Genomic DNA, 16,188 nt, shown 5'->3' with positions numbered 1-16,188 from the left:
TGGGTCTCACTCAACAGCTTGGGTACAACGTGCGGGCGAGCCAGACAGCGAGCTGCGGGCCGCCTCGTAAAAGGTGGTGATGTGGTACGGCGTGCTCGACGGCATGTCGGCGCGCAGGCGCTGGCCCGCGGGGTCGATCACCTCGTTCCAGCCTTGTGCGTGCAGGAAGCGTGCCGACCACGCCGGCAGCAGGCGCGCGAGCATGGCGCCTTGCGTTTCGGTGCACAGCGCTAGGGCGCGGCCGTATTCGGTCTGCGCCCAGATGCGCTGGCTGGCGTCGCGCATCGTGCCGTCCAGATTGAGTGACAGGCACACGCCCTGCGTCTCGGCATCCACGCCGTCGGCGCAGGCGGCATCCACCGCACGGGCGAGGCTATCGGCCAGATGGCGGCCGGCTTCGGAGCGCGTAAAGACGTCGGCGTGTGCGCGCACGAGATAAAACCATTCGAACTGGTGACCGGGTTCGATGCGGTTGTCGGTGCTGGCCTCGTCAACCGGCAACTCGGCGATGCTGCCCGTGCGCGTGTCGATGAAGCGCGCGAGGATGCCTTCAGCCAGCGTGTGCACGCCGGCCTCGGCCCAGGCGGGCGGTTCGTCCAGCGCGGCGGCGGCCAGGTAGGCCTCGGTCAGATGCATCACGGGGTTCTGTGCGACACCGGCCAGCGTGGTGCTGAACGTGGCGTCCATGGACGCAACCGGCAGCGGCTTGGCCCCGGCCCGCGCAAAGCTGCGCGCGATCACGTCGTGCGCGTCATGCATCAACGCGGCCGCGCGCGGATCGCCGCTCACGGCCAGCCAATGTGCGGCGGCAAACAGCACGAAGGCGTGCGTGTACAGATCCTTGGTGGTGTCGTGCGGGGCCAGCGCGCTGTCGATCGCAAATACCCAGCCGCCGTGGATCGTGTCGCGAAAGCGCGTGTCCAGCGCATGGCACAGCGCAGCGGCCCGTTCGGCGCAGAGATCGCGGTGGCGGCTGGAGAGCTGCGTAGCGCGCGCGAACGTATACAACTGTCGCGCACAGGCCATCGCCCGGTAGCGCGCGGTCGACGCTGGCACCAGCGCGCCGTTGTCGACGACGAGGGCCTCATAGCAGAGACCGGCCTGCGCGTTCCAGCCCGGGCCGAGCCACATGGGCAGCAGAACGTCGTCGTAATAGCGGTCGAATGACGCGAGCGCAGCCTCAGTGGCGGCGGACAGCTCGGTGGCCGTATCGGGCAGCGGGGGCGAGGAGGATTGTGAAAGCATGTGCGCCGTGATGATCGTGGCGGGCGTCGACCCGTTTCAGCCAGGCCGATTGCTCGAATCTGTTCTGTTCACCATAGGCGACGTACTTGCGTTGTACATGTGAACAGACCCGGGATTGTGCTCCAACTGGTTGCCCCGCGCCACGCACAACAGGGGCAATCCCGGTCATGGCGCAGGGTTGTGGGTCCAATGAAAGGTTTTTCCCGGATGCTGCCTGGGCGTGGGTTGTGCGAAGATGAATCACCCCCTGGCTCACCCCTGGTCCTGCCCCGATCCATGCACCGTCGCGACCTGCTCAAGCAGTTGGCCGCCGGGCTGCTTGCCCTGGCGCCTGGTTTGTCCCGCAGCGCCACGCCCGGCACCGCCGCTGGCGCCCCCGAACCGTTTGACGAAGCCCGCCTGCTGGCGCGCGCCCGTGCGTTGGCCGCAAGGCCGTACCGGCCGCGCAGCACGCAACTGCCCAAGCCGCTGGCCGCACTGGACTGGGACGGCTACCAATCCATCGGCTATCGCCCTGATCACGCATTGTGGGCCGGCCAGCACCTCCCGTTCGAGGCCAAGTTCTTCCATTTGGGGCTCTTCTTCAAGTCAGCAGTGCAGATGCACGAGGTGGTCGACGGCCACGCCCGCCTGATTGCCTATGACCCCGCCATGTTCGATTACGGCAAGAGCGGGCTGGATCGCCAGGCGTTGCCCGCTGACCTCGGTTTCGCAGGTTTTCGGCTGACCACCAAGGCGGAGCCGACGCGCGATGTGGCCGCCTTCCTGGGTGCGAGCTACTTCCGCGCTGTGGGCGGGCAGTGGCAGTACGGCATGTCGGCGCGGGGCTTGGCGATCGATACCGGCTTGCCCCGCGCAGAAGAGTTTCCGGACTTCACCGAATTCTGGCTGGTGCGACCGGCCGCCGACGCCGATACGTTGCGCGTTTATGCGTTGCTCGATTCGGCCAGCGTGGCGGGCGTCTACCGCTTCGACATCCGCCCCGGCGACACGCTCGTGATGGACGTGGGCGTCACGCTTTACGTGCGCAAGCCGATCGAGCGCCTGGGCATCGCGCCGCTGACCAGCATGTTCCTCTACGGCGAGAACGACCGCACCGACCGCGCCGGTGATCGCCACAGCGCAGCGCGCCGCTGGCGTGCATCGGACTGGCGCCCGGAAATTCATGATTCGGACGGCCTGGCCATCTGGCGCGGCTCGGGCGAATGGGTCTGGCGGCCGCTGGCCAATCCGCCCATGCTGCGCAGCCAGCGCTTTGCCGACGACAGCCCGCGCGGCTTCGGCCTGCTGCAGCGCGATCGCAATCCCGATCATTACCAGGACGACGGCGTGTTCTATGAGAAGCGCCCGAGCGTGTGGGTGGAGCCAACGCATGACTGGGGTGAGGGCGCGGTGGAGCTGGTGGAGCTGTCGGCCAACGATGAAACCTTCGACAACATCGTCGCGTTCTGGCGGCCGGCCGTGGCGCCGCATGCGGGGCAGGAGCTGGCGTTCGGCTATCGGGTGACGTGGGGCGCGCAGCCTGCTGCGGCCTCACCGCTGGCGCGGGTGGTGGCCACGCGCACGGGCATTGGCGGGGTGGTGGGGCAGCCGCGCAAATACTTCTCGTGGCGGTTTGTGGTGGACTTTGCCGGCGGCGAGTTGTCGCGGCTGGGGCGCAGCACGGCGGGGTCGACTGTGGAGCCTGTCATACGTGCCTCGCGCGGGCGGGTGGAGATTGCGTCGGCGCGACCGCTGGCGAGCATCGATGGTGTCCGGGCGATGTTTGATGTGGTGCCGGATGCTAGCAATGCGCCGATTGAGTTGTTGCTGACGTTGCAGTCGGGGGAGCGGTTGCTTTCTGAGACTTGGGCGTATCAGTGGACGCCGCCGGTGGATCGGGCGGTTTGATTCTTTGGCTTGCTTGATGGATGCGGGTGGTGCGCCCCTTGTTTCATCCCCTGCCGGGGCTGACTCACTTTCTTTGTCTTGCCAAAGAAAGTAAGCAAAGAAAGGCGCGCCCGATGCGGCGAAAGACTCCTTGAATTTGTGTGACCGTGCGGGGAAGGAGGCAAACTCGCTGCGCTCAGACAAGCCTCCTTCCTTTTTCCGCCCGCTCACAAAAATTCAAGGCGCCGCATAGGGCAGGGTACGGCTACACCGTCGCTGCTGTTGGTTAATCGCGGGGCGGTGTCTTGCTGAACCTCTTTGCCATTTCTGCCCAGCCTTCCGCGCCCAGCTTTTCCATCGTCGCGATATTGCGTTCGTAGATGTCCGCTGCGTCGGGTACGGCTGCGGCGGCGCGGGCGATGCTGTCTTCGCGCAGCAGGTGCAGGATGGGGACGGGCGCGCGGTTGGTGGCGTTGGCGATGTCGTCTGGGTCGGCATCGGCGAAGACGAAGTGGGGGTGGAAGCTGGCCAGTTGCAATTCGCCTTCGTAGCCGGCTTTAGCGAGCAGCGATTCGGCGCGCTCCGTGAGCGAGTGGAAATCGAGGAAGTCGGTCAGGGCGGGGACGATCAGCAGCGTGGTGTCGATCTGTGCGGCGGGCGTGGCGTGCAGCCGGTCGGCTTCGGCACGCAGGTGGTCGAGCACGTCGCCGTCCATCGTGGCGCGGCTGACGGCGTATCGAACCTGCCGCTTGACGTGCACGGCCTTGGCGAAGGGGCACAGGTTCAGGCCGATGACGGCATCTTCCAGCCAGCGCTGCACGGTCGCGACATGACGGGCGGCGGCATCCGCGTCCAAGTTGAGGACATCGGCGGGTGGATCGAGCAAGACGAAATCGAGGGCGTGATTGGACACGGCGTGCGGGGAGGGATGAGACAGCGCGCAGTGTAGTCGATGGTGTGGGAGCGCTTCTTGCGACGGAATGGGTGTTGTGATTTGCAACGTCCGGCGCGCGCCCTTGATGTGCGCCGAGATCACTTCGGGTGCTTCGCGCGCCGCTTATGTGGTCAGTCCATTCCCTGTTTTTGTAAAAGAAGGAGCTCAACCATGATTGAACTGCGCCTGAAAACCGCCCTCGCCGTGGCCGCCACGTTTGCTGCGTCGGCTGCTTTCGCACAGATGACGCCGGCACCGCAGACTTCTCCGCAGACCACCGGCACCGTGCAGGCCGCCCCACAAGGCGGGCCGGCCACCTCGTCGTCTGACCCGCTGGTGCAGAAGCGCATTGACGACAAGGCTGCCAGCGACGAATACAAGGCCCGCAAGTCCGACGCCAAGGCCGCGTACAAGGAAGAGAAGAAGGCCGCCAAGGCCAACCGCAAGGCCGAGAAGAAGGAAGCCCGCGCCAAGCGCAAGGAAGCCATGAGCGAACAAGGCGGCCCTGCCCAGACGCCGAGCAGCGAAGGCAAGTAAGCCGCCGGCCGAACATGAAAAAAGGCGATCCGAGGGTCGCCTTTTTTTCTGCCTGTTGCGTCTGCCGTCAGTGCCCGCGTGTCGTCGGCAGACGGACCTGCGCGACGGCCATTTCCCACTGGGCGATGCGATGCGCCGCCTCGTCGCGGCTGATCACGGGGTGGAACGTGCGAGAGGCACGCCATTGCTGGGCGACTTCGTCCTCCCCCTGATAGAAGCCGGTGGCGATGCCGGCCAGGTAAGCCGCGCCGAGCGCAGTGGTTTCGATGATCTCGGGGCGCACGACCGGAATGCCGAGCAAATCCGCCTGAAACTGCAGCAGCAGGTTGTTGGCCGATGCGCCGCCATCAACGCGCAGTTCCGAGATGGTGGAAACGGCATCGCGCGTCATGGCTTGCAGCAGCGCGGTGCTTTGGAAGGCAATCGACTCCAGTGCGGCTCGGGCGATGTGGCCGATGGTCGTGCCGCGCGAGAGGCCCACGATGGCGCCTTGTGCGGTTGGATCCCAGTACGGCGCACCCAGGCCCGTGAACGACGGCACGAAGACCACGCCGCCGGAATCGGGCACCGAGGCGGCCAGGCCTTCGACGTCGGCGGAGCGCTGGATGGCGCGCAGCCCGTCGCGCAGCCACTGCACCACCGCGCCGCCCACGAACACGCTGCCTTCGAGCGCGTAGCTGCGTTTCGGGCCGCTCTGACAGGCCGCCGTGCTGATCAGCCCGTTGTGCGACTGGACCGCCTTGTCGCCCGTGTTGAGCAGCATGAAGCAGCCGGTGCCGTAGGTGTTCTTGGCCATGCCGGGCTTGAAGCACGCTTGGCCGAAGAGGGCGGATTGCTGGTCACCGGCAATGCCGCCGATGGTGAGCGAGGCGCCGAGCCAGTCGGCATCGGTCTGCCCAAATTGATACGCAGACGGATGCACCTCGGGCAACAGGCTCGGGTGGATGTCGAGTGCGCGCATCAGGTCCGCATCCCATTCGCCGGTGTGGATGTTCCACAGCATCGTGCGGGAAGCGTTCGACACGTCCGTCACGTGGAGGCGGCCGCGTGTGAGTTGCCACACCAGCCAACTGTCGATGGTGCCGAAGGCGAGTTCACCACGCGCGGCGCGCTCGCGGGCGCCGTCCACGTGGTCGAGAATCCAGCGCAGCTTGGTGGCGGAAAAATACGGGTCGATGATCAGGCCGGTGCGCTTGCGCACCTCGTCTTCCAGACCCTCGGCGCGCAGGCGTTCGCAGATGGCTTCGGTGCGGCGGTCCTGCCAGACGATGGCGTTGAAGATCGGTTTGCCCGTGGCGCGTTCCCACACCATGGTGGTTTCGCGCTGGTTGGTGATGCCAAGCGCCGCCATGTCGGCGGCGGAGAGTTTGGCTTGTTCGAGTGCGGCGCGGCAGGTGGCGAGCTGACTGTTCCAGATGTCGAACGGGTCATGCTCCACCCAGCCGGGCTGCGGAAAATGCTGGGGAAACTCCTGCTGGGCACTGGCGACGATCTGGCCGGCGCGGTTGAAGACGATGGCGCGTGAGCTGGATGTGCCCTGGTCGAGCGCGAGGAGGTATTCCATAAGGCAGAGTCTGATGACTGTCGGGCCAGGTCAAGGTGCTCCCTGCCCGACAGTGGATGAAACGGAAACAAGCATGGTAGCCCGCAGGTGGCCGTCGTCAAAGACCGGCGCCCTGCGGGCGGCGCGTGATCAGCGCACCTTGCCGGCCTTCCAGGCTGCGAGCAGCTTGTCGTAGGCCACCGTCTCACCCTTCGGACGCTCGTTGTCGAGCTTCTTCCACGGGGCGTGTTCGGTCGACAGCCACTTCGACGGATCGCTTTCCGGGTTCAGCTTCGGCGCGCAGTTCTTCATGCCTGCGCGCTGCAGGCGACCCATCACCTGGTCCATTTCCTTGGCCAGGTTGTCCATCGCGCCTTGCGGGGTCTTCTCGCCCGTGACGGCCGTGGCGACGTTCTTCCACCAGAGCTGTGCCAGCTTCGGATAGTCGGGCACGTTGTTGCCGGTCGGCGTCCACGCCACACGGGCGGGGCTACGGTAGAACTCGATCAGGCCGCCGTACTTGGCTGCGTTCTTGGTGAAGTAGTCGCTGTGGATATCGGAGTCACGAATGAACGTGAGGCCGGTGATCGACTTCTTGAGCGACACGGTCTTCGACGTGACGAACTGCGCGTACAGCCACGCGGCCGAGCGGCGCTCGAACGGGGTGGACTTGAAGAACGTCCACGAGCCGACGTCCTGGTAGCCGTTCTGCATGCCGTCCTTCCAGTACGGGCCGTGCGGCGACGGGGCCATGCGCCACTTCGGCGAGCCGTCGGCGTTCACGACCGGGCCCGGCTTGGTCATCGGCGCGGTGAAGGCGCTGTACCAGAACACCTGCTGGGCGATGTGGCCTTGTGCGGGCACCGGGCCGGCTTCGTTGAAGGTCATGCCGGTCGCCTCGGGCGGGGCGTACTTCTTCATCCAGTCGATGTACTTGGTGAGGGCGTACACGGCGGCCGGGCTGTTGGTGGCGCCGCCGCGCGACATCGAGGCGCCCACCGGTGCGCAGCCTTCCACGCGGATACCCCATTCGTCGACCGGCAGGCCGTTCGGGATGCCCTTGTCGGCGGAGCCGGCCATCGACAGCCAGGCGTCAGTGAAGCGCCAGCCGAGCGACGGGTCCTTCTTGCCGTAATCCATGTGGCCGTAGACGCGCTTGCCGTCCAACTCCTTCACGTCGTTGGTGAAGAAGTTGGCGATGTCTTCATAGGCCGTCCAGTTGACGGGCACGCCCAGGTCGTAGCCGTACTTGGCCTTGAACTTGTCTTGCAGATCCTTGCGGGCGAACCAGTCGGCGCGGAACCAGTACAGGTTGGCGAACTGCTGGTCGGGCAGCTGGTACAGCTTGCCGTCCGACGCGGTGGTGAAGCTCGTCCCGATGAAATCCTTCAGGTCCAGGCCCGGGTTGGTGAACTCCTTGCCTTCGCCGGCCATGTAATCCGACAGCGGCATCACTACGCCATAGCGGTAGTGCGTGCCGATCAGGTCGGAGTCGGAAATCCAGCCGTCATAGATGCTCTTGCCGGATTGCATCGAGGTCTGCAATTTTTCGACGACATCGCCTTCCTGCATGATGTCGTGCTTGACCTTGATGCCGGTGATTTCTTCAAAGGCCTTGGCCAGCGTCTTCGATTCATAGGCGTGCGTGTCGAGCGTTTCCGACACGACGTGGATCTCGGTCACGCCCTTGGCCTTGAGCTTGGCCGCGGCGTCGATGAACCACTTCATTTCCGCCATCTGCTGCTGTTGATTCAGCGTGCTGGGCTGGAACTCGCTGCTGATCCACTTCTTGGCTTCGGCTTCGCCGGCATGGGCTGCGCCGACTGCCAGGGCGCTCGCCAGTGCAATGGCACTGATTTGGAGCGTCATGCGCCAGGATGTTTTCATCGGTATCTCCTCGTGCTTGTTGGCTTGTTGTTCTCCCCGCAGCGAAAACATCCGGCATTCCGACGCGGGGAGCGTGATGGAATGCCTGTGCCCGTACGTCAATTTGGGCGTGGAAGCATCAACGCGTGCCGATGCCCCCGGACCTGCAAATTCAAGTTCGATGACGCGTCAGCCGCGCCACATCACGATCAGCAGCACCACCATCGAGGCGATGAAGCCGCCCCAGGCGCTTGTCTCTTCCGACGTGAGCCCAACCCACGCCAGGTTGATATAGGCCGCGGTCAGCAGGCCGATGAAGAGGCGGTCGCCGCGCGTGGTGGCGATAGGCAGGAAGCCCTTGCGCTCCACGGTCGGTCGAACGACCTCCCACACCGTCATGCTGGCCAGCATCAAGGCGATGCATCCAAAGAAGATCGCCACTTCGGGCGTCCAGGCCATCCAGCTGAACATGTTCATTTCTCCAACATTCGTTCCCTCGTCCGTGGAAACGTGATCAGGGCGAAGCGCAGCGGTTCTGACGGTTCGGCGCGGCCGCAGACAGTACGTGTGGTACGGCAAGGCCGCGCCGGGCCGTCAGAATCGTCCTGATCGCGTTTACACGCGGCCCATCGCGAAGCCCTTCGCGATGTAGTTCCGCACAAACCAGATCACCAGCGCGCCCGGAATGATCGTCAGCACACCGGCTGCGGCCAGCACGCCCCAATCCATGCCCGAGGCCGACACCGTGCGCGTCATCACCGCGGTAATGGGTTTGGCATCGACCGAGGTGAGCGTGCGCGCGAGCAGCAGCTCCACCCAACTGAACATGAAGCAGAAGAACGCCGTCACGCCCACGCCGGCCTTGATGAGCGGCAGGAAGATCTTCAGGAAGAACTTGGGAAAGCTGTAGCCGTCGATGTAGGCCGTCTCGTCAATCTCGCGCGGGATGCCCGACATGAAGCCTTCGAGAATCCACACCGCCAGCGGCACGTTGAACAGCATGTGCGCCAGCGCCACGCCCAGGTGCGTGTCCATCAGGCCGACCGTCGAATACAGCTGGAAGAACGGCAGCAGGAACACCGCGGGCGGCGTCATGCGGTTCGTCAGCAGCCAGAAGAACATGTGCTTGTCGCCCAGGAAGCGGTAGCGCGAGAAGGCATATGCCGCCGGCAGCGCCACCATGGTCGAGAGCACCGTGTTCATCGTCACGTAGATGATGGAGTTGATGTAACCCCAGTACCACGACGGATCGGTGAAGATGATCTTGTAGTTATCGAACGTGACGAGCTTCGGCCAGATCGAGAAGCCGGCCAGCGTCTCCTCGTTGGTCTTGAGCGACATGCTCAGCATCCAGTACAGCGGCAGCACGGCAAACGCCACATACACCGCCAGCGTGATCGCACGGGCGATCTTGCGCTGGTGTTCGTTGTTGTTGTTCTTACGCATGGTCGTCTCCCACGGCCGTGCTGGCGCTGCCCATGCGTTGCATCCAGTTGTAGAGGACGAAGCAGAACAGCAGGATGATGAGGAAGTACACGATCGAGAATGCCGCCGCCGGGCCCAGGTCGAACTGGCCGACCGCCTTCTGCGTCAGGTACTGCGACAGGAACGTCGTGGCATTGCCGGGGCCGCCGCCGGTCAGCACGAACGGCTCGGTGTAGATCATGAAGCTGTCCATGAAGCGCAGCAGCACACCGATCATCAGCACGCCGCGCATCTTCGGCAGCTGGATGTAGCGGAACACGGCCAGGCGGCTGGCGCCGTCAATCTCCGCGGCCTGATAGAACGCATCCGGGATCGAGCGCAGCCCGGCATACGCCAGCAGCGCCACCAGCGGCGTCCAGTGCCACACGTCCATGATGAGCACCGTGATCCACGCATCGAACGAGTGCGACGTGTAGTTGTAGTCGATCCCCATCTCGTTGAGCCAGTACCCGGCCAGGCCGATATCGGAGCGCCCGAAGATCTGCCAGATCGTGCCGACCACGTTCCAGGGAATCAGCAGCGGCATGGCGAGCACCACAAGCGCGGCCGAGGCCTTCCAGCCCTTGGACGGCATCGACAACGCCAGGCCGATGCCCAGCGGAATCTCCACGGCCAGCACGCACAGCGAGAAAATCAACTGGCGCGTGAGGGCGTCCTGCAGATCGCCGTCGCGCAGGATCTGGCGGAACCAGTCGACGCCCACGAACACGTGCTGCTCGGGGCTGATGATGTCCTGTACCGAATAGTTCACCACCGTCATCAGCGGCAGGATGGCGGAGAACGCCACGCACAGGAACACCGGCAGGATCAGGAACCATGCCTTGTTGTTGAACGGCTTGTTCATCGGCCGATCCTCTCGTCATTGCTGTAGTACAGCGTCTGCGGCGCATCCAGGCGCAGCCATACGCGCGATTCGGTCACGCTCACTTCGTTCGGCAGCTTGGCCTTGATGGGCAGGCCGCCAGCCTCGCCCAGGCTTGCAGTCAGCAGCTGGTGCGTACCCAGTTGCTGCACCTGATGAACGTTGGCCGCCACGGTGCCGACTTCTCCCGGTGCGGCCAGCTGCACGAACTCCGGACGGATGCCGAGCTTGAGCGAACCGTTTGCGTTCTTGAGCGTAGCGAGCGTGTCGTGTCCGACCGTCAGGCGCTGGTCGCCCAGCGCGATCACATCGCCATCTACCGTCACCGGGTAGAGGTTCATGCCCGGGCTGCCGATGAAGTAGCCGACGAATGTATGGTCCGGCCGCTCGAACAACGCTTCCGGGCCGCCTTGCTGCACCACCTTGCCTTCAGTCATGACGACCACCTCGTCGGCAAAGGTTAGCGCCTCCACCTGATCGTGCGTCACGTAGATCAGCGTGAGCTTGAGCTGCTGGTGAATCTTCTTGAGCTGGCGACGCAGTTGCCACTTCAGGTGCGGATCGATGACGGTGAGCGGCTCGTCGAACAGGATGGCCGCCACGTCCTTGCGCACCAGGCCGCGGCCCAGCGAGATCTTCTGCTTGGCGTCCGCGGCCAGGCCCGAGGCGCGGCGCTTGAGCGCGTGCTGCAGCTCGAGGATCTCGGCCACTTCCTCCACGCGCTTCTTCACTTCGGCTTCCGGCGTCTTGCGATTGCGCAGCGGGAAGGCGAGGTTGTCGAACACGGTCATCGTGTCGTAGATGACCGGGAACTGGAACACCTGCGCGATGTTGCGCTCGCGCGGGCTGGCGTGCGTGACGTCGCGGTCGTCGAAGAGCACCTGGCCTTCGGACGGCGTCAACAGCCCCGAGATGATGTTCAGCAGCGTGGACTTGCCGCAGCCCGACGGGCCGAGCAGCGCGTAGGCACCGCCGTCGCGCCACGTCATGTTCATCGGCTGCAGCGCGTAGTCGTTCAGACTTTGCGGATTGGGGCGGTAGCTGTGCCCCAGGTTGCGGAATTCAATGCGCGCCATGTGCGCCTCCCTGCTTGGGCGCGCTCACCAGCTTGCCCGCTTCATCGAACAGGAACAGTTCGGCCGGATCGACAAACACGTCCAGCGCCGCGCCGAGTTCGAACTCATGCACACCCGGCAACTGCGCGACCAAGCCGATCGTGCTCGACTGGCCGGCGGCGTGCGCGCGCACGTGCAGATACGTTTCGGAACCCGACAACTCGGCCAGCTCCACCGTGCCCGGCAGGGCAACCGCACCAGCATTGCGCGGCGACAGGCGGATGTGGCTCGGACGCAGGCCGATGCGGCAGCGCGTGCCGGCCGCCATCGGCAGCGGGCGCGTCCATGCAACGTCAATGCCTTGCGGCAGGCGGATCTGGTTGCCCTCAACCACGGTGGCGTCCAGCACGTTCATCGGCGGGTCGTTGAAGATGGCCGCTGCGTTGACCGACACCGGCACTTCATACATGTCGAGCGTCGGGCCATCCTGCAGCACGCGGCCTTCATGCATGACGACGGTGTGGCCGCCCAGCAGCAGCGCTTCCTGCGGCTCGGTGGTGGCGTAGACGACCGTCGTGCCGCCATCGGCAAAGAGCGATGCCAGCTCGGCACGCAGTTCTTCGCGCAGCTTGTAGTCGAGGTTGACCAGCGGCTCGTCCAGCAGCACCAGCGGCGCACGCTTGACGAGTGCCCGGGCCAGCGCGCAACGCTGCTGCTGTCCGCCGGACAACTCGGCCGGCAGGCGCTGCAGCAGGTGTTCAATGTGCAGCTTGGCGGCGACGGCACGCACACGCGTGTCGATTTCGCCCTTGTTGGTGCCCTGCAGGCGCAGCGGCGAGGCGATGTTGTCGAACACCGTCATCGCCGGGTAGTTGATGAATTGCTGGTACACCATCGCCAGATTGCGATCGCGCACCCCCACGCCCGTCACGTCCTTGCCATCGACCAGTACGCGGCCGGTGGTCGGCCGGTCCAACCCGGCCATGATGCGCATCAACGTGGTCTTGCCGGCTTGCGTCGGCCCCAGCAGCACGTTGATGGCGCCGGGCGCCAGCCGCAGGCTGGTCGGGTACAGGTGCGTCTGCGCCCCGACCATGGCCGTAACCTGGTCCAGTTCCAGAATCAATTGATGTCTCCCGTCTTACTGCTTTGATTTCTTGATGTCTTGGCGCGTGCGCCCGGCCCGGTGCGTCAGGGCGCGCGTTCCGCAACTGGCGCGGTCTCGCCTTCCGGCAGATGCCGAGCCAGCCAGCCTTCCAGGCGGCTGCGGTCGGCATCGCTGGCGTGCAGGCCCAGCTTGGTCCGCCGCCACAGGATGTCCTGCGCCGTGCGGGCCCATTCGTGTTCGATCAGGTAACGGATTTCGGCTTCATACAGGCCGGGCGTCACTTCGGCGCCCAGCTCTTCCAGCCGCGTGGCGCCCGCCAGCAGCGTGTTCAGGCGCGTGCCGTACTGGTGCGCATAGCGCATCGCCAGTTGGGTCGGCAGCCACGGCAAACGTTTTTGCAGGCGCGTCACAAAATCGTCGAAGGTGTATTCGGCAACCAACTGCCCTGGCGCTTCCAGATCGCCGCCCGGCAGCGATGCAGTGGCTGTCCACGAAGGCTTGCCGGCCAGCGGCAGATGCGGGGCCAACTGGTCCAGCGCTTCTTCAGCCAGCTTGCGGTAGGTCGTGATCTTGCCGCCCCACACGTTGACGAGCGGTGCGCTGGTGCCGTCGGCGCCGGTCTCGCATTCGACCAGGTAATCGCGCGTGATGGCCGAGGCGTTGGCAGCGCTGTCGTCCAGCAGCGGCCGCACGCCCGAGTAGCTCCACACCACGTCGGCCGGCGTCAGCTGCTGGGTGAAATAGCGGCTGGCCATTTCGCACAGATATTGGATTTCGTCCGCGTCGATGGCGACTTGGTCCACCGAGCCCTTGTATTCCAGATCCGTCGTGCCGATCAGCGTGAACTCGTTCTGGTACGGGATCGCAAAGACGATCCGCCCGTCCGGGTTCTGGAAGATGTAGGCGAAGGGGTGATCGAACATGCGCCGCACGACGATGTGGCTGCCCTTGATCAGGCGCAGGCCGCGCGTGCTCGGCAGCGCGTGCGCAGAGCGGGCGAACTCCGCCGCCCACGGCCCGGCGGCGTTGACGACTGCCTTGGCGCGCACGGAGCGGATGCCGTCCGGGCCAGCCAGAGCGGCGTGCCACCCATCGGCGCGGCGCTCGGCGTTCAGGCAGCGCGTGCGGGTGAAGATGTGCGCGCCGCGGTCCGCCGCATCGCGGGCGTTGAGCACCACCAGGCGGGCGTCGTCCACCCAGCCATCGGAATAGACGAAACCGCGCGTGTAGCCTGCCTTAAGCGGCTTACCCGCCGGATGCTGGGCGAGTTTGATGGATTCCGAACCGGGCAGAAAGCGCCGGCGCGCCAGATGGTCATAGAGGAAGAGGCCCGCGCGGATCATCCACGCCGGGCGTTGGGCCGCGTCGTGCGGCATCACGAAACGCAGCGGCCACATGATGTGCGGCGCCATGCGCAGCAGCACCTCGCGCTCCTGCAGCGCCTTGCGCACCAGGCTGAATTCGTAATATTCGAGGTACCGCAGCCCGCCGTGGATCAGCTTGGTTGAGGCCGAAGAGGTGTGCTGGGCCAGGTCGTCCTTTTCACACAAGACCACCGACAGGCCACGGCCTACAGCATCACGCGCAATACCCACGCCGTTGATGCCGCCTCCGACCACCAGCAGATCACAGTCCAGATGCGACGCGTCAGAAAGTTGCATGGGTTGGAATCTGTTGATTTGCGCGTCTTTTCTTGCGAATAGTGACGCGTTGGCGGATAGTTTAGTGAAGGGCGAAAATAAAGCAACATAGGGAATCGCCTAATCCGCTCATATGTGTTCGTTTGTGTTCATTTCGTGACTTGATGCTTCCGCGACACCGCCAGATCCTCGAATACGTCCGCCAGCACGGCGATGCCTCCGTTGACGCGCTTGCCCGCGTGCTCGGTGTCACGACGCAAACCATCCGTCGCGATATCCGTCAGCTTGAAGACGAGCGCCTGCTGGCGCGCTACCACGGCGGCGTCGGCTTGCCGTCGTCGGTCGAGAACATCGACTACGACCAGCGCCAGGTCTTGCACATCGACGCCAAGCGCCGCATCGCCGAAGTCGTTGCGCGCCACGTCGAGCCCGGCCGCTCGCTCATCATCAATATTGGAACGACCACCGAAGAAGTTTCCAAGGCGCTGGTCGGCCAGAACGGCCCGCGCGGCCTGCGCGTCATCACCAACAACCTGAACGTCGCGTCGATCCTCTCCGGTAGCCCGGATGCCGAAGTCATCGTCGCCGGCGGCCTCGTGCGCAACCGGGATCGCGGCATCGTCGGCGAGGCCACCATCGACTTCATGAAGCAGTTCCGTGTTGACATCGGCATCATCGGCGTCTCCAGCATCGACGAAGACGGCACGCTGCTCGACTACGACTACCGTGAAGTACGCGTCGCCCAGGCCATCATCGAGCAGTCGCGCGAGGTCTGGCTCGTCGCCGATCACTCCAAATTCGGCCGCCGCGCCGTCGTCCGCCTGGGCCACGTCTCGCAGATCGACAAGTTCTTCACCGACGTCCCGGTGCCCGAGCCGATGGCCGAAGTCTTCCGGGCTGCCGAGGTCGACGTGATCGTCGCCAGCGAAACGCTCTGATGTTTGATCTGGCGCTCCTGAAGTCTTCGCCCCGTCGACTACAGTGAAATGACAAGGCGCGCACCTTGCGAGCCGCTCTGTCGTCCAGACTCGTCATACGGGGAGCATCGTGAGCGAGCACTCACATGCGGCAATCCTTTCGATCTTCGCGGGCATCGTCACCGAGCAAATCATTGCTTTGCGCGAGGCCCTTGCCAAGCTGGTCGCGCCCAGCCCCAGCGATGAAGATCTCCATCAATTCCGAGTCACGTTGCGCCGTCTACGTTCGGCTTGGGTGACGTTCGCGCCCGTTTTGCCGCGCAGTTTTGCCGCAGAGTGGAAGCCTCGCCTGCGTGCACTTGCCGCATCCACTGGCCCTGTGCGCGAATGGGATGTGCTGCTTTCCGATTGGCTGCCCGCGGCTCAGCAGTTCTTATCTAATGACGATGATGTAGGCCGGGCGTGGTTGGACCGGGCGCTCACGAAGTCCAAAGAGGCGCGCAATCGAGCTTGGGAGGCGTTGCGAGCCGAACTGGCGTCGCCTGATGTGGCGGAAACGCTGCTCGAACTTGAGCGTGCGGTCGCGGCATTTCATATAGAAGGCGAGTCGGAGCAGCATCCCCGTTTCGCTCGCGCCCAGGCCCGGGCGCTCAGAAGGAAGCTGATCCATCGCGGCCGCCATCCCAAGCGGTCGTCCGCAACACGGCTGCATCGCGCCCGAATCGCCGCCAAGCAGTGGCGCTATCTGTATGAAGCGTTCTACCCGGCGCTTGGAGCCCACGCAGCCAAGCGCTACCGCAACCATTTGCGCAAATTGCAAGACGCCTTGGGCGAAGTGCACGATGCGAGCGTTGCTCTTGATTGCGTTGCCGACTTATTGGGTGCGCCACCACCGCTTTCTATAGTGAGCGCCGTTCACAAGCGCGCCTGTACTGCGCGGGACCGGGCCGCGAAGGGGCTGCGATGGATACGGTCTAACAAAGCGCCGTAAACCCAGAAAAAGCGCAGAAAAACCCTGTCGCAAGAAAGGGCTTGCACTGTTCGAGAAACCCGCCTATAGTTCGCCCCTCGCTGCAAAACACAGCGCCGAAACGCAAGTGGAGGTGGTGGTGTTGAGTGGTGGAGAA

The 16,188-nt window shown here is 64.6% G+C and carries 14 protein-coding genes; 4 read left to right on the top strand and 10 right to left on the bottom strand.

Annotation, left to right across the window (positions count from 1 at the left end; genetic code table 11):
• Nucleotides 1–6: 6 nt before the first annotated feature.
• A complete protein-coding gene (locus tag ACTJK4_RS21165; RefSeq protein WP_440818850.1) occupies nt 7–1,245 on the bottom strand; it encodes an AGE family epimerase/isomerase in 1,239 nt (412 codons plus the stop codon).
• Between the two features lie 276 nt (nt 1,246–1,521).
• Here ACTJK4_RS21165 and ACTJK4_RS21160 point away from each other — a divergent pair, with 276 nt between their 5' ends.
• A complete protein-coding gene (locus ACTJK4_RS21160; protein ID WP_440818849.1) occupies nt 1,522–3,135 on the top strand; it encodes a glucan biosynthesis protein in 1,614 nt (537 codons plus the stop codon).
• A 265-nt stretch (nt 3,136–3,400) separates the two neighbouring features.
• Here the strand turns inward: ACTJK4_RS21160 and ACTJK4_RS21155 are convergent, their stop codons facing one another.
• Nucleotides 3,401–4,027: a DUF1415 domain-containing protein gene (locus ACTJK4_RS21155; protein ID WP_440818848.1), complete on the bottom strand. Its 627-nt coding sequence runs from the start codon at nt 4,025–4,027 to the stop codon at nt 3,401–3,403.
• Nucleotides 4,028–4,219: 192 nt separating this feature from the next.
• Between ACTJK4_RS21155 and ACTJK4_RS21150 the strand changes: the two genes are divergently transcribed.
• Nucleotides 4,220–4,585, top strand: a complete 366-nt coding sequence (locus tag ACTJK4_RS21150) for a hypothetical protein (protein WP_045205362.1) — start codon at nt 4,220–4,222, stop codon at nt 4,583–4,585.
• 67 nt (nt 4,586–4,652) lie between these two features.
• Here the strand turns inward: ACTJK4_RS21150 and glpK are convergent, their stop codons facing one another.
• The 8 genes from glpK to glpD all read right to left on the bottom strand — a co-directional run bounded on the left by glpK (nt 4,653) and on the right by glpD (nt 14,165).
• On the bottom strand, nt 4,653–6,149 hold the full coding sequence (gene glpK, locus ACTJK4_RS21145; RefSeq protein WP_232041217.1) for a glycerol kinase GlpK: 1,497 nt from the start codon (nt 6,147–6,149) through the stop codon (nt 4,653–4,655).
• A gap of 129 nt (nt 6,150–6,278) precedes the next feature.
• Complete coding sequence (locus ACTJK4_RS21140) at nt 6,279–8,015, bottom strand: ABC transporter substrate-binding protein (protein ID WP_232041216.1); 1,737 nt, start codon at nt 8,013–8,015, stop codon at nt 6,279–6,281.
• A 168-nt stretch (nt 8,016–8,183) separates the two neighbouring features.
• Complete coding sequence (locus ACTJK4_RS21135) at nt 8,184–8,465, bottom strand: DUF2160 domain-containing protein (protein WP_232041215.1); 282 nt, start codon at nt 8,463–8,465, stop codon at nt 8,184–8,186.
• Between the two features lie 144 nt (nt 8,466–8,609).
• On the bottom strand, nt 8,610–9,440 hold the full coding sequence (locus ACTJK4_RS21130; protein ID WP_316870720.1) for a carbohydrate ABC transporter permease: 831 nt from the start codon (nt 9,438–9,440) through the stop codon (nt 8,610–8,612).
• Complete coding sequence (locus tag ACTJK4_RS21125) at nt 9,433–10,323, bottom strand: carbohydrate ABC transporter permease (protein ID WP_232041214.1); 891 nt, start codon at nt 10,321–10,323, stop codon at nt 9,433–9,435. The genes ACTJK4_RS21130 and ACTJK4_RS21125 overlap by 8 nt, the downstream gene beginning before the upstream one ends.
• Nucleotides 10,320–11,417, bottom strand: a complete 1,098-nt coding sequence (locus tag ACTJK4_RS21120; RefSeq protein WP_440076317.1) for an ABC transporter ATP-binding protein — start codon at nt 11,415–11,417, stop codon at nt 10,320–10,322. The genes ACTJK4_RS21125 and ACTJK4_RS21120 overlap by 4 nt, the downstream gene beginning before the upstream one ends.
• Nucleotides 11,404–12,522 carry an ABC transporter ATP-binding protein gene (locus tag ACTJK4_RS21115; protein WP_232041212.1) on the bottom strand — a complete coding sequence of 373 codons (1,119 nt, stop codon included), beginning with the start codon at nt 12,520–12,522 and terminating at the stop codon, nt 11,404–11,406. Before ACTJK4_RS21115 ends, ACTJK4_RS21120 begins: the two co-directional genes overlap by 14 nt.
• Before the next feature lie 65 nt (nt 12,523–12,587).
• Entirely contained in the window at nt 12,588–14,165 is a 1,578-nt protein-coding gene (glpD, locus tag ACTJK4_RS21110) for a glycerol-3-phosphate dehydrogenase (protein WP_440818847.1), read from the bottom strand.
• Nucleotides 14,166–14,308: 143 nt separating this feature from the next.
• Between glpD and ACTJK4_RS21105 the strand changes: the two genes are divergently transcribed.
• Together ACTJK4_RS21105 and ACTJK4_RS21100 are read left to right on the top strand one after the other, a co-directional pair.
• Entirely contained in the window at nt 14,309–15,082 is a 774-nt protein-coding gene (locus tag ACTJK4_RS21105) for a DeoR/GlpR family DNA-binding transcription regulator (protein ID WP_045205372.1), read from the top strand.
• Nucleotides 15,083–15,191: 109 nt separating this feature from the next.
• Complete coding sequence (locus ACTJK4_RS21100) at nt 15,192–16,052, top strand: CHAD domain-containing protein (protein ID WP_440818846.1); 861 nt, start codon at nt 15,192–15,194, stop codon at nt 16,050–16,052.
• Nucleotides 16,053–16,188 lie beyond the last annotated feature (136 nt).

This window comes from Ralstonia sp. 22111, assembly GCF_052045895.1.
Classification (GTDB): domain Bacteria; phylum Pseudomonadota; class Gammaproteobacteria; order Burkholderiales; family Burkholderiaceae; genus Ralstonia; species Ralstonia wenshanensis.
The sequence above is the reverse complement of the archived record's forward strand: the minus strand, read 5'-3'. Positions and strand labels throughout refer to the sequence as shown.

Coding starts and splice junctions, on each gene's coding strand:
- ACTJK4_RS21165 (WP_440818850.1), bottom strand. CDS start 1,245: ATGCTTTCACAATCCTCCTCGCCCCCGCTGCCCGATACGGCCACCGAG.
- ACTJK4_RS21160 (WP_440818849.1), top strand. CDS start 1,522: ATGCACCGTCGCGACCTGCTCAAGCAGTTGGCCGCCGGGCTGCTTGCC.
- ACTJK4_RS21150 (WP_045205362.1), top strand. CDS start 4,220: ATGATTGAACTGCGCCTGAAAACCGCCCTCGCCGTGGCCGCCACGTTT.
- glpK (WP_232041217.1), bottom strand. CDS start 6,149: ATGGAATACCTCCTCGCGCTCGACCAGGGCACATCCAGCTCACGCGCC.
- ACTJK4_RS21140 (WP_232041216.1), bottom strand. CDS start 8,015: ATGAAAACATCCTGGCGCATGACGCTCCAAATCAGTGCCATTGCACTG.
- ACTJK4_RS21135 (WP_232041215.1), bottom strand. CDS start 8,465: ATGTTCAGCTGGATGGCCTGGACGCCCGAAGTGGCGATCTTCTTTGGA.
- ACTJK4_RS21130 (WP_316870720.1), bottom strand. CDS start 9,440: ATGCGTAAGAACAACAACAACGAACACCAGCGCAAGATCGCCCGTGCG.
- ACTJK4_RS21125 (WP_232041214.1), bottom strand. CDS start 10,323: ATGAACAAGCCGTTCAACAACAAGGCATGGTTCCTGATCCTGCCGGTG.
- ACTJK4_RS21120 (WP_440076317.1), bottom strand. CDS start 11,417: ATGGCGCGCATTGAATTCCGCAACCTGGGGCACAGCTACCGCCCCAAT.
- glpD (WP_440818847.1), bottom strand. CDS start 14,165: ATGCAACTTTCTGACGCGTCGCATCTGGACTGTGATCTGCTGGTGGTC.
- ACTJK4_RS21105 (WP_045205372.1), top strand. CDS start 14,309: ATGCTTCCGCGACACCGCCAGATCCTCGAATACGTCCGCCAGCACGGC.